Here is an 11,088-nt window from a genome sequence, read left to right as displayed (position 1 = left end):
CCGGCACCCAACCCGACCCCCACCAAACCCACCGGACCCCCCAACCGGACCCGCCCGAACCCCCACCAACCCCACCGCCAACCCCAAGACTGTCGGACCCCTCCCCTATCGTTCGTCCCATGTCCGATCCAGCGGCGACGAGTGCGGTCGCGACGAGTTCCCGCCCAGTGCGTCGACCGGCCCTCTCGCCGTCCCGCGCAGGCGACTTCAAGCAGTGCCCCCTCCTCTACCGCTTCAGAGCCGTGGACCGCCTCCCCGAGGTCCCCACGAAGGCTCAGGTCAGAGGCACAGTCGTCCACGCCGTTCTGGAAGACCTCTTCGCCCTCCCAGCAGCCGCCAGAACCCCCGAGAAGGCCAAGTCCCTCCTGGCCCCGGCCTGGGACCGAGTCCGCACCGAACGCCCCGAGTTCGCCTCCCTCTTCTCCGGCTCGGACGACCCGGCCCTGGACGAGTGGCTGAGATCAGCGGACGGCCTCCTGGACGGCTACTTCGAACTGGAGGACCCGACCAGGTTCGACCCCGACGCCCGCGAACTCCTCGTGGAGTCGGAACTGCCGTCCGGCGTCCTGCTGCGCGGCTACATCGACCGGGTGGACGTGGCCCCCACCGGCGAGATCCGGGTGGTCGACTACAAGACCGGCGCCGCCCCCAGGCTCATCGGCGAGGCCAAGGCCATGTTCCAGATGAAGTTCTACGCCCTCATGCTGTGGAAGCTCCGCGGTGAGGTCCCCCGCCAGCTCCGCCTCATGTACCTCGCCGACCGCCAGGCCCTCGCCTACACCCCGGACGAAGCGGAACTGGGCCGCTTCGAACGGACCCTGGAGGCCATCTGGGTGGCCATCCTCAAGGCGGGCAAGACCGGCGACTTCCGCCCCAACCCCAGCAGGCTGTGCGACTACTGCGACCACAAGGCGTTCTGCCCGGCCTTCGACGGCACCCCGCCGCCGTACCCAGGCTGGCCAGAACCGGACGGCAGCGTCGAAACCCCTCTGGACAGGGTGGACTAGGTGGACGCCTTCTACGAACGCCGAACCGCCACCCGCTACCGCTCCACCAGTCACACCGCAGGCCCGTGGAGCACCGAGAGCCAGCACCTCGGCCCACCGTCCGCCCTCCTGGTGCGAGAACTGGAGTCCTGCGCCCCGCGAGACGACATGGTGCTCTCCCGGCTGGTGTTCGACGTCCTCGGCCCGGTCCCAGTGGCGGAACTGGAGGTGACCGCCAGCGTCCTCCGCCCAGGCCGCTCGGTCGAACTCCTGGGCGCCGACCTGACCCACGACGGCCGCCCCGTGCTCCGGGCCCACGCCTGGCGGATCAACCGGGGCGACACGACCTCCATCGCGTCCGAGTTCTCCGGCATGCTCCCCGAACCCCCGGCCTGCCCCAAGATGATCATGCCCGCGGACTGGTCGTGCGGCTACCTGGACGCGGTCGACTGGCGGTCGGTGGACGGCGACATGGCCACCCCCGGTGACGCCGTCGTCTGGGGCAAACCACTACTGCCCACCGTCGAGGGCGAGGAACCCACCGCGCTCCAACGCCTCTTCACCATCGCGGACTCGGCGAGCGGCGTGTCCAGCCGCCTGGACGTCCGGAAGTGGATGGCCATCAACACCGACCTCTCCGTGCACCTGCACCGCGAACCGCAGGGCTCGTGGTTCGCGCTGGAGGCGTCGACGGTCATCGGCGCTGGCGGGGTCGGCGTGGCGTCGAGCGTCGTGCACGACCTGCTCGGTCCGGTGGCGCGCACGGCCCAGTCGCTGCTCGTCCGCGAGAGGTAATCCACGCGCCTCCCTTGACCTGGTGGAAACACAGCGCAACACTGCGTGAACAAGCTGAGGTGAGAGCGCTCCCACTGACGCCCCCTGCATCGAACGAGGAGGCACAGTGTCCACCCTGCGTCGTGTTCTGCTCGTCCTGACCGGCCTGCTGCTGGCCGTACCCCTGGCCCCACCCGCCAACGCCGCCCCGGTCCTCGTCTGGTCCGACGAGTTCGACGGACCGTCGGGCTCCCGGCCCAACAGCGCCAAGTGGGCCTACGACATCGGCAACGGCTCCAACGGCTGGGGCAACAACGAGCTCCAGGCGTACACCGACAAGACCTCGAACGTCGCGCTGAACGGCGGCGGCCAACTGGTGATCACCGCCCGCCGGGAGAACTCCGGCGCGGCGTGCTGGAACGGCGGCACCTGCCAGTACACCTCCGGGAAGCTCACCACGAACAACCGGATCAACTGGACCTACGGCCGCATCGAGACCAGGATGAAACTCCCGTACGGCCAGGGCATCTGGCCCGCGTTCTGGATGCTCGGCTCGAACATCGGCCAGGTCGGCTGGCCCAACTGCGGCGAGATCGACATCATGGAGAACATCGGCCGCGAACCGACCACGGTCCACGGCACCATCCACGGCCCCGGCTACTCCGGAGCGGGCGGGATCGGCGCCGCGAAGCAGAACGCCCAACCGTGGTCCAACGCCTACCACACCTACGCGATCAACTGGTCCGCGAACCGCATCCAGTGGCTCGTCGACGGCGTGGTGTTCCAGACCCGGACCCCCGCCGACCTCGGCGGCCGGAGCTGGGTGTTCAACAACAAGTTCTACCTGATCATGAACCTCGCCGTCGGCGGCCAGTGGCCGGGCAACCCCGACGGGTCGACGCAGTTCCCGCAGCAGCTCGGGATCGACTACGTCCGGGTCTACCAGGGCTAGTGGGACGGGGTGCGGCGGTCCTCGCCCGCCGCACCCCGGCTCCCGCTACTGGAAGATCACATCACTGCACAGGTAGTACGACTGGTCCATGTGACTGGCCTGCCAGACCACGTAGACGATGTGCCGTCCGGTGCGGCTGCCCGCGTTGACGGCCGTCGAGTACGTGCCCGCCGACGCGTAGCGCCCGGTGCGGATCACCTGCTCCAGGTTCCCCCACCCGAGCGCCTGCCGCGTCGGGTCGAAGCCCTGCTTGGTGATGTACACGGCGAGGTAGTCCGCGCCGTGCCGGGCCTGATCGGTGATCGTCAGGGTGAACTGCCTGCTCTTCGTCGCGGCCTGCCAAGCGCCGACGGCGTCGAGGGAGTTGTAGCGGGGGGCCTGGGTGCGCCCGCCGCTGCACAGCGTGCCGTCGGCTATCGCCGCCTGGTGGTTGCCTGCGGCGCCCTCCCGGTACAGGCCGTTCCAGTTCCACATCGCGTTCGGGTCGGCCTGCCACGCCTGCCAGCACATCGGGTCCTTGGTGGCCATGGTCGGGTCCTGGAAGTTGCTGCCCCACCGCTGGTGGCAGCCGTAGTTGCGCGACGGCGGGTCGGTCGTCGAACCGTGCGCGTTCGCCACGCCGACGACGACCGAGGCCAGCAGGGCGGCCACCGCCGTGAGCACGCCGAGTGCTCGGGTTAACACCTTTCGGAAGTTCACACGTCCTCCACGTTGAGGATTGCGAAACAGGGGTCTGGGAACGCTCCCAGTCCGCACCGTAGCGAAAGTCTCACGCATTGTGAACAGGCCGTGACCACTCGGATCTGCCGTTCGACTCGGTGACCAGCGGCTGAACGTCCGAATTCGACGATTCCGGCGACGTGGAATACCTAGGCGAAGTGCTCGACGACCGGGAACGGGTCGTAGAAGTGGTGCAGCAGGTCGCGCCACCGCGGGTACAGCGGCCCCTGCCGGAACCCGACCGTGTGGTCTTCGAGGGTTTCCCAGCGGACCAGCAGCACGTAGCTGTCCGGGCGCTCGACGCACCGCTTCAGCTCCAGCCCGAGGAAGCCCGGTGAGGCCGAGATGACGGTCTCGGCCTCACCGAACGCGGCTTCGAACTCGGCTGAACGGCCCGGCAGGACGTCCAGGTGGGCGATCTCCAGGATCACAGGCGGCAGAACCGGATGTCCGACGCGAGGATCGCCTTCGCGCCCAGCGCGGACAGCTCGTCCATGAGCTGGTTCGCGTCCTTGCGCGGCACCATCGCGCGCACGGCCACCTGGGCCGGGTCGGCCAGCGGCGCCACCGTCGGCGACTCGAGACCGGGCGTGACGCGCAGCGCCTCGTCCAGCAGCGAACGCGGGCAGTCGTAGTCCAGCATCAGGTAGTGCTGGGCGAACACGACACCCTGCAAACGGGCCGTGAGCTGCTGCTTCGCCGCCGAGTCCTCGACCGCCGCCGAGTGGATCAGCACGGCCTCGGACTCGCAGATCGTGTGCCCGAACGGCACCAGGTCGTGCTGCTGGAGCGTGCGGCCGGACCCGACGACGTCCGCGATCAGGTCGGCGACGCCGAGCTGGATCGAGATCTCCACCGCGCCGTCGAGCCGGATGATCTCGGCCTCGATGCCGTGCTTCTCCAGGTCCGCCTGCACGAGCGTCTTGTACGCCGTCGCGAGCCGCTTGCCCTTGATGTCGGCGAGCTGCCAGTCCGTGCCCCTGGGACCCGCGTAGCGGAACGTCGACCCGCCGAACCCGAGCGACAGCCGCGGTTCCACGTTCGCGCCGGAGTCGCGCATCAGGTCGAGACCGGTGATGCCGAGGTCCAACCGGCCGGAGCCGACGTAGATCGCGATGTCCTTGGGGCGCAGGAAGAAGAACTCGACGTCGTTGGCCGAGTCGATGACGGTGAGGTCGCGCTGCTCGTTGCGCTGGCGGTAGCCCGCCTCCCTCAGCATTTCGGAGGCGCGCTCGGCGAGCGCGCCCTTGTTCGGAACAGCCACGCGCAGCATGGGGGATCTCCTCTTACAGGTACTTGTAGATGTCGTCCAAGGTGAGCCCGCGGCCCAGCATCAACACCTGCAGCCGGTAGAGGAGCTGTGAGATCTCCTCCGAGAGCCGCTCGTCGGACTCATGCTCCGCCGCGATCCACACCTCGCCCGCCTCTTCGAGCACCTTCTTGCCCTGCGCGTGCACGCCGGCCTCCAGTGCTGCGACGGTGCCGGACCCCTCAGGCTTGGTGTGGGCGCGCTCGCTGAGTTCCGCGAACAGCTCGTCGAAGGTCTTCACGAGCGGGAATCCTCCCACCTCGTGCCGGGACACGACGCATCTGGGCACGAATGTCCACCCAGTGGACTGACGGAGGACACCTCGACGGGGTCGCGGACCGCCGTTTTGCGCTCGACGCAATCTTGCGCGGCACGCAAGATCCCCTTATCGTGGCGCGATGACGACCCCACCACTCGGCCTGCGGGACCAGAAGAAGATGGCCAGGCGCGAGGCGATGATCCAGGCGGCCGTGCGGCTCGCCGTGGAGCGCGGCGTGGAGAACGCACTCATCGAGGACATCACGGCGGCGGCCGGGGTCTCGCACCGGACGTTCAGCAACTACTTCGGCGGCAAGGCCGAGGCCATCGCCGCCAAGCACCTCGACCGGGCGCGCGGGGTGGCCGAGGTGCTGCGGGGCCGTCCGGCGGACGAGCCGCTGTGGGACGCCATCACCTACGCGGCGCTGTCGCCGTACCGCGCGGACAAGAAGAGCCCGGATCCGGAGTGGACCGCCAGCATCCGGCTGATGACCAGCGAGCCGAGCCTGCTCGGGGAGTTCCTCAAGACGAACGCCGTCGCCGAGCGCGAACTGGCCGACGTGGTGGCGGAGCGGACCGGCACGAAGGTCGCGCGCGACCTCTACCCGAGGCTGGTGGCGGCGACGGTGTGGGCGGCGGTCGAGGTGGCGACGGACAAGTGGCTCAGCACCGCCAAGCCCGCGCCGATCACCCAGCTCGTGCGCAACGCGCTGCGGCAGGTCGCCGCGGGCCTGCCGGACCCCTCAGCCGACTGACCCGCTCGTCCGTGAGCTAGTTCGCGTTCAGCGGTCGCGGTGCCCTCGGAGGAGCGGTCCCGCGAAGGCCGAGCCCAGTCGTCGGGCCCGGCCCACCGGATCAGACCCGAACACCGGCGCCCCGGAAGTGCGGCGCGCGACGGGTGGTGATCGTCGACTCGGCGGGCGAAGCCGCCCTCAGGTCGGCGGTCATCCGGACGAGGTCGAGGTCTTGGACGTCGTTGCTGCCCGCCAGCCGCGCGTGCGGCCCGGACTGCTTGCTGTTGTTGCGCTCCAGGCTGTAGCCCACCAGCGCCAGGACGGCGAGGACGATCAGTGCGCTTGTCATGGCACTAAGTTTGTCCTGCACAACATCCCGCCACCAGTGGCAGCTCTGACGTTGTGCCACAAAATCCTGCCAAGTATGCTTCGAGCATGCTGAACACCGTGGCGTGCTTGCTGATCGATGAGCTGGAGCCGTTCGAGTTCGGGCTCATCTGCGAGGTCTTCGGCGTCGACCGCACCACCGACGGCGTGCCGCCGATCGAGTTCCGGGTGTGCGGCGAAGAACCCGGCGTGCCGCTGCGCACGAACGTCGGCGTCGCGCTGACCCCGGTGCTCGGCCTGGACGCCCTCGTCGGCGCCGACCTGGTCGCCGTGCCCGCGTTCACCACCCGCGACGAGTACCCGCCCGCCGTCCTGCAAGCGCTCCGCGACGCCGCCGCGGCGGGCGCCACCCTGCTGTCGGTGTGCACCGGCGGGTACCTGCTCGGTGCGGCCGGCCTGCTCGACGGGCGGAACTGCACGACCCACTGGCGCGAGCGTCGGACGTTCGCCGACCGTTTCCCGCTCGCCCGGCTCGACCCCGACGTCCTGTTCGTCGACGACGGCAACATCATCACCAGCGCGGGCGGCGCGTCCGGCATCGACGCGTGCCTGCACCTCGTGCGCCGCGAACACGGCTCCGCCGTCGCGACCGCCATCGCCCGCCGCATGGTCGTCGCCCCGCAGCGCGACGGCGGCCAGCGCCAGTACGTCGACATCCCCCTGCCGGACTGCCAGGCCGACAGCCTCACGCCGCTGCTCACCTGGATGCTCAAGCACCTCGACACCGAGCACGCCGTGGCCGACCTGGCGCGTCGCGCGCAGCTCTCCGAGCGCACGTTCGCCCGCCGGTTCGTCGCGGAGACCGGCACGACCCCGCACCGCTGGCTCACCACCCAGCGCGTGCTGCGCGCCAGGCAACTGCTGGAGGACACCGCGTTCAGCATCGACGAGATCGCGCAGCACAGCGGTTTCGGCACGGCTGCCCTGCTACGCCACCACTTCAACCGCACGGTCGGCGTGACCCCGAACGACTACCGCCGCACGTTCGCCCACCGGCCCGCGGCGGTCTGACGTGTGGCGCCTGGCCGCGGTCGTGGCGGTGCCCGCGGTCCTCGTCGGCGCGCTCTGGCTGTTCCAGCGCCACCTGGTGTTCTTCCCGGACACCTCCGCGCCCCCGTTGGCGCGCGGCGCCCAACCCGTCGTGCTGCGCACGGCGGACGGTCTGTCCCTGAACGCGTGGCACTTCCCCGGCCCCGGTCCCACCGTCCTGGTGGCGCCGGGCAACGCGGGCAACCGGGCGGACCGCGTCCCGCTGGCGACGGCGCTGGTCCGGGCGGGGTTCGCGGTCCTGCTGCTCGACTACCGCGGCTACGGCGGCAACCCCGGCAGCCCGTCCGAGGAGGGTTTGGCGCTGGACGTCCGCGCCGCCCGCCAGCACCTCGTGGACACCGGTGTCACCGCCGACCGGCTCCTGTACTACGGCGAGAGCCTGGGCTGCGCGGTGGTCGCCGAACTGGCCACCGAACACCCACCCGCGGGCCTGCTCCTCCGCTCCCCGTTCGTGGACCTCGCCACCGCGGGCCGCACGCACTACCCGTACCTCCCGGTCGGCCTGCTCCTGCGCGACCGCTTCCCGGTGCTCGAACACGTCACGGCCACCTCGGTGCCGACAACGGTCGTCTACGGCACAGCCGACACCGTCGTACCACCCGCGCAAAGCCTCGCCGTCGCGAAAGCGGCACACGCCGCCGTGGTCGCGGTCGACGCCGACCACAACGACCGCGTGCTGCTCGACGGGTCCTCGCTCATCGACGCGGTAGTTGGGCTCAAACGGCAATAGACCACGCGGAAGAGTGAACAAACAGGGTTCCATGACCAATGGTCCACGGGCACCATTAATGGCATGCGATCGATGACGGACATCCAGGCGACAAACGATTTCGCCGCCATACTCAAGGCGGCCGAAGAAGGCGAGAGTGTGATCGTCACCAAGAACGGCGTGCCGATCGGCACCTTCATCCCGGATCGCACACCGATCGGCGTGCGCGTCCAGGAAGTCATGCGCAAGTACCCGGTCGACCCGGACTTCGCCGACGACATCGAAGCGGCGATGCGGGAAATGCGCGCCCAGCCCGACCGGATGACCAAGTGGCCGACCGACTGATCCTGGACACCGGCATCCTCATCGCCGCGGAACGCGGAACGACCGACCTCGCCACGGTGATCGGGAACGACGACCCCGTCATCGCCGGGATCAGCGTGGCGGAACTGCTCGTGGGAATAGATCGGAGCACAGGGCCGAAAAGAGATTTCCGCGCCCTCCACACCGAAGCGCTCCTCGCGGTGATCCCGGTCGAGGCGTATTCGATCGAGGTGGCGAGAATGCACGCCTTCCTCCAAGGCCACGTGCGCAAGACCGGAAGCCCTCGCGGCACCTTCGACCTGATCATCGCCGCCACCGCCGTGGCCTCCAGCCGGACGCTGGTCACCCTGGACTCCAACGCCAACTTCGGTGCCCTTCCGGGGCTGAAGGTTCGGGTGGTGATGGCCGGGTAGTTTCGGGGCGTGTCGGAATTCGCCAGGGTGCTGGCCACACTGCGACAGGCTCGTGGCATCAGTCCGTTCTTCGTGCTCGACGTCGGCAGGCCGGACGAGAGCTGGGCGTCGGGTGAGGCGTTGCTCGACGGGAGTCGGGCGTTGACGGACACGCTCGACACCATCGCCGAGCGGTACCGGACTTCGGAGCGGCGGGTGGCCGCGTCCCTGTTCTTCCTGAGCTACACGGCACGGCTGCTGTGCCCGACGGTGGCCGCGCACGTGCTGGACGGCGCCGTGCCGGACATCCGTCCCGCGAACCTGTGGTGGAAGTACTCCCCCGCCGACGGGTTGCGGGTGCGGTTGGCGGAGCCGGTCACCGGGCCGGGGGTAGTCGAGGCGATGGTGCCGGTGGTCGACGCGATTCGGCGGGAGAGCGGCGTGGCGGCCGGACTCCTGTGGGGGAACGCGGTGTCGTCCATGGCAGGCGGGCTGCGGACGATGGCGCGGTCCGGCGCGGCAAGCACCGAAGACTGCCTCGCGGTGGGAGCGGCGCTGTTCGCCGAGCCACCACTGCTCGGCGCGGGCGAGTTCATACCGTTCCCCGGCGAGGTCGCGTTCAGGCGGCGCAGTTGCTGCCTCTACTACCGGCTCGACGGCGGCGGCACCTGCGGCGACTGCCCCCTGCCCGCCAGGTGACGGGGCCGCGGGGCCGGTGAACAGCGGCGGCTGGGATGGAACTGGTGTGGCGCTATTGCCGGACGCGACGATCCACTGGATGGTCAACGGCTCCGCGCGGCTGGGGAGCTGGATAAACGTCGCGGGGAAGACGCTGGGGCTCCGCATCCGGTGCGTCAGCGACCACCGTTGCCGCCGCGACGGGAAGGGGGTTGTGCCGGGCGATTGGCGCAGCCCGGTTCAGCTTCTCCCGCTGTGGACACCGTCATAGGTGACGGCGGAGTCCCGGTGCACCATGGCTCGGACGCGGCCGCCAGACCCGCGTCGGCAGTGAGTCAAGCGGCCCGAGCCCCAGCGGTGTTCGTGAGGCCGGGCTGGCTCTGCTGGAACCTAAGCGGCAGCGGCCGGAGCGGCATCTCGCGGCCTCCGAACCGGACCCGAGCATGCCGCCGCAGCCAGAGTCGATCCCCAGCCCGAACCGCGCCTCGACCCCCGCCGTCCGCGCGGTGACTGTCCGTTTTCCGAGGTGACGCTCATGACAACTCGTCTGGTCGGTTGTGCCGGAGCACGTGGGACCTTTACGGTTCCAGCGCCGCAGTGGACGGGAAGCCGGTGGGAATCCGGCGCGGTCCTCGCCACTGTGACCGGGTAGCGACCCCGCCGAGAACGTCACTGGCAGAAGAGTTCTGCTGGGAAGACGCGGGCTAGCGGTGACCTGGGAGTCAGGAGACCGGCTGCGGCGCCGAGTACACCGTTGACCTTCCACGAGGTATGGAGGAGCCCGTCATGACGAGCCCCGCACTGACACCGTCCATCGCCGTGCCGAAGTGGGCGTTCGCCGTCGCACTTCTGGCCCTGATCGTCGCCTGGGTCGTCCTCCAGGAGAACGGTGTCGCGCTCGGCGCCACCGCCGAGACCGTCCACGAGTTCTTCCACGACGGACGCCACGCTCTCGGCGTCCCGTGCCACTAGGCACCGGGGACATGGCTACCACCTACACCGGGCTGTTGACCCGCGGCTTGGCCGCGGGCGGCATCGCCGGACTCGCGGCTGGTCTCGTCAGCCTGTTCGTCGTCGAGGTGCCGATCCGGGCCGCGTTGGCGGTCGAGGAGGCGCGGGCGGCCGCTGAGCACGTCGAAGGTGACGCGCACGAGCACGCCGAACTGTTCAGCCGGGGCACCCAGGTGCTCGGTGGGGTGCTGGCGGCGGTTGTCGTCGGGCTCGCCGTCGGCGCGCTGTTCGCGACGATCTTCGCCTACACGCGCCGCTGGTTCACCGACCGGCAGCCGTTCTTCCGCAGCGCCACGCTGGGGTTGGCGGCGTTCGGCGTGGCGGCGCTGCTGCCCGCGATCAAGTACCCGGCGAACCCGCCTGCCGTGGGCGACCCGACGACCGTCAACTACCGGACGGGCCTGTACCTCGGGCTCATCGTGGCGGGCATCGTGGTCGCGTTCGGGGCGAGCTACCTCGCTTCGCGGCTCGGTCACCTGGCCGCGCCGGTGCGCGTCACGGCCGTGCTGCTCGCGACCGTGGCCGCGGTGACGATCCTGCTGCTGGTGTTCCCGGCACCGCCGGACGCCGTTCCCGCCGACATGCCGTCGAGCGTCCTCTGGGACTTCCGCCTCGCCTCACTGGCCGAGACGGCGACCCTGTGGATCGGGCTCGGCCTGGTGTTCGGACTGCTGATCGACCCGGCGGTCCGCAAGACCAAGACCAAGGCCAACGCCAAGTCGGCCGTCGCCGCCTAGCACGACCACACGGCCGTGGACTCCCCGAGCGGGGGTCCACGGCCGTTGTCGTCTACAGCCGCTCTCG

The 11,088-nt window shown here is 69.9% G+C and carries 16 protein-coding genes and 1 riboswitch; of the genes, 11 read left to right on the top strand and 5 right to left on the bottom strand.

The genetic code is table 11. The features are described from left to right. Positions 1 to 119: 119 nt before the first annotated feature. From NZH93_RS41585 to NZH93_RS41575, 3 genes are all read left to right on the top strand, one after another. On the top strand, positions 120 to 1,007 hold the full coding sequence (locus NZH93_RS41585) for a RecB family exonuclease (RefSeq protein ID WP_259628836.1): 888 nt from the start codon (positions 120 to 122) through the stop codon (positions 1,005 to 1,007). Then, on the top strand, positions 1,008 to 1,781 hold the full coding sequence (locus tag NZH93_RS41580; RefSeq protein ID WP_259628835.1) for a thioesterase family protein: 774 nt from the start codon (positions 1,008 to 1,010) through the stop codon (positions 1,779 to 1,781). It begins immediately after the preceding gene. Between the two features lie 106 nt (positions 1,782 to 1,887). Beyond that, positions 1,888 to 2,712: a glycoside hydrolase family 16 protein gene (locus NZH93_RS41575; RefSeq protein ID WP_259628834.1), complete on the top strand. Its 825-nt coding sequence runs from the start codon at positions 1,888 to 1,890 to the stop codon at positions 2,710 to 2,712. Between the two features lie 45 nt (positions 2,713 to 2,757). Here the strand turns inward: NZH93_RS41575 and NZH93_RS41570 are convergent, their stop codons facing one another. The 4 genes from NZH93_RS41570 to NZH93_RS41555 all read right to left on the bottom strand — a co-directional run bounded on the left by NZH93_RS41570 (position 2,758) and on the right by NZH93_RS41555 (position 4,982). Continuing rightward, positions 2,758 to 3,396, bottom strand: coding sequence for a lytic polysaccharide monooxygenase auxiliary activity family 9 protein (locus NZH93_RS41570; RefSeq protein ID WP_259628833.1), 639 nt, complete (start codon positions 3,394 to 3,396; stop codon positions 2,758 to 2,760). A 185-nt stretch (positions 3,397 to 3,581) separates the two neighbouring features. Then, entirely contained in the window at positions 3,582 to 3,863 is a 282-nt protein-coding gene (locus NZH93_RS41565) for an antibiotic biosynthesis monooxygenase family protein (protein WP_259628832.1), read from the bottom strand. Further along, positions 3,860 to 4,705: an ATP phosphoribosyltransferase gene (gene hisG, locus NZH93_RS41560; protein WP_259628831.1), complete on the bottom strand. Its 846-nt coding sequence runs from the start codon at positions 4,703 to 4,705 to the stop codon at positions 3,860 to 3,862. Before hisG ends, NZH93_RS41565 begins: the two co-directional genes overlap by 4 nt. Before the next feature lie 13 nt (positions 4,706 to 4,718). Continuing rightward, positions 4,719 to 4,982: a phosphoribosyl-ATP diphosphatase gene (locus NZH93_RS41555; RefSeq protein ID WP_106191219.1), complete on the bottom strand. Its 264-nt coding sequence runs from the start codon at positions 4,980 to 4,982 to the stop codon at positions 4,719 to 4,721. Positions 4,983 to 5,139: 157 nt separating this feature from the next. Here NZH93_RS41555 and NZH93_RS41550 point away from each other — a divergent pair, with 157 nt between their 5' ends. Further along, positions 5,140 to 5,754, top strand: a complete 615-nt coding sequence (locus NZH93_RS41550) for a TetR/AcrR family transcriptional regulator (protein WP_259628830.1) — start codon at positions 5,140 to 5,142, stop codon at positions 5,752 to 5,754. Positions 5,755 to 5,854: 100 nt separating this feature from the next. Here the strand turns inward: NZH93_RS41550 and NZH93_RS41545 are convergent, their stop codons facing one another. After that, complete coding sequence (locus NZH93_RS41545; RefSeq protein WP_259628829.1) at positions 5,855 to 6,082, bottom strand: hypothetical protein; 228 nt, start codon at positions 6,080 to 6,082, stop codon at positions 5,855 to 5,857. Between the two features lie 86 nt (positions 6,083 to 6,168). Here NZH93_RS41545 and NZH93_RS41540 point away from each other — a divergent pair, with 86 nt between their 5' ends. The 7 genes from NZH93_RS41540 to NZH93_RS41510 all read left to right on the top strand — a co-directional run bounded on the left by NZH93_RS41540 (position 6,169) and on the right by NZH93_RS41510 (position 11,021). After that, positions 6,169 to 7,131, top strand: a complete 963-nt coding sequence (locus tag NZH93_RS41540) for a GlxA family transcriptional regulator (RefSeq protein ID WP_259628828.1) — start codon at positions 6,169 to 6,171, stop codon at positions 7,129 to 7,131. A gap of 1 nt (position 7,132) precedes the next feature. Beyond that, entirely contained in the window at positions 7,133 to 7,900 is a 768-nt protein-coding gene (locus NZH93_RS41535; RefSeq protein ID WP_259628827.1) for an alpha/beta hydrolase, read from the top strand. Between the two features lie 72 nt (positions 7,901 to 7,972). Then, positions 7,973 to 8,224, top strand: coding sequence for a type II toxin-antitoxin system Phd/YefM family antitoxin (locus tag NZH93_RS41530; RefSeq protein ID WP_259628826.1), 252 nt, complete (start codon positions 7,973 to 7,975; stop codon positions 8,222 to 8,224). Beyond that, a complete protein-coding gene (locus NZH93_RS41525; RefSeq protein ID WP_259628825.1) occupies positions 8,209 to 8,616 on the top strand; it encodes a PIN domain-containing protein in 408 nt (135 codons plus the stop codon). Before NZH93_RS41530 ends, NZH93_RS41525 begins: the two co-directional genes overlap by 16 nt. 9 nt (positions 8,617 to 8,625) lie before the next feature. Beyond that, a complete protein-coding gene (locus NZH93_RS41520) occupies positions 8,626 to 9,294 on the top strand; it encodes a (2Fe-2S)-binding protein (RefSeq protein WP_259628824.1) in 669 nt (222 codons plus the stop codon). 557 nt (positions 9,295 to 9,851) lie between these two features. Next, a riboswitch (cobalamin riboswitch) is annotated at positions 9,852 to 10,026 on the top strand. Between the two features lie 33 nt (positions 10,027 to 10,059). Further along, positions 10,060 to 10,245, top strand: a complete 186-nt coding sequence (locus NZH93_RS41515) for a CbtB domain-containing protein (RefSeq protein WP_259628823.1) — start codon at positions 10,060 to 10,062, stop codon at positions 10,243 to 10,245. Between the two features lie 11 nt (positions 10,246 to 10,256). After that, positions 10,257 to 11,021, top strand: coding sequence for a CbtA family protein (locus NZH93_RS41510; protein WP_259628822.1), 765 nt, complete (start codon positions 10,257 to 10,259; stop codon positions 11,019 to 11,021). Positions 11,022 to 11,088: the final 67 nt, after the last annotated feature.

The sequence above is a fragment of the Umezawaea endophytica genome (assembly GCF_025061645.1).
Taxonomy (GTDB): Bacteria; Actinomycetota; Actinomycetes; order Mycobacteriales; family Pseudonocardiaceae; genus Umezawaea; species Umezawaea endophytica.
The sequence above is the reverse complement of the archived record's forward strand: the minus strand, read 5'-3'. Positions and strand labels throughout refer to the sequence as shown.

Bases quoted from the DNA above. Each gene is read 5' to 3' on its own strand.
- NZH93_RS41585 (WP_259628836.1), top strand. From the start codon at position 120: ATGTCCGATCCAGCGGCGACGAGTGCGGTCGCGACGAGTTCCCGCCCA.
- hisG (WP_259628831.1), bottom strand. From the start codon at position 4,705: ATGCTGCGCGTGGCTGTTCCGAACAAGGGCGCGCTCGCCGAGCGCGCC.
- NZH93_RS41550 (WP_259628830.1), top strand. From the start codon at position 5,140: ATGACGACCCCACCACTCGGCCTGCGGGACCAGAAGAAGATGGCCAGG.
- NZH93_RS41545 (WP_259628829.1), bottom strand. From the start codon at position 6,082: ATGACAAGCGCACTGATCGTCCTCGCCGTCCTGGCGCTGGTGGGCTAC.
- NZH93_RS41540 (WP_259628828.1), top strand. From the start codon at position 6,169: ATGCTGAACACCGTGGCGTGCTTGCTGATCGATGAGCTGGAGCCGTTC.
- NZH93_RS41530 (WP_259628826.1), top strand. From the start codon at position 7,973: ATGACGGACATCCAGGCGACAAACGATTTCGCCGCCATACTCAAGGCG.
- NZH93_RS41515 (WP_259628823.1), top strand. From the start codon at position 10,060: ATGACGAGCCCCGCACTGACACCGTCCATCGCCGTGCCGAAGTGGGCG.
- NZH93_RS41510 (WP_259628822.1), top strand. From the start codon at position 10,257: ATGGCTACCACCTACACCGGGCTGTTGACCCGCGGCTTGGCCGCGGGC.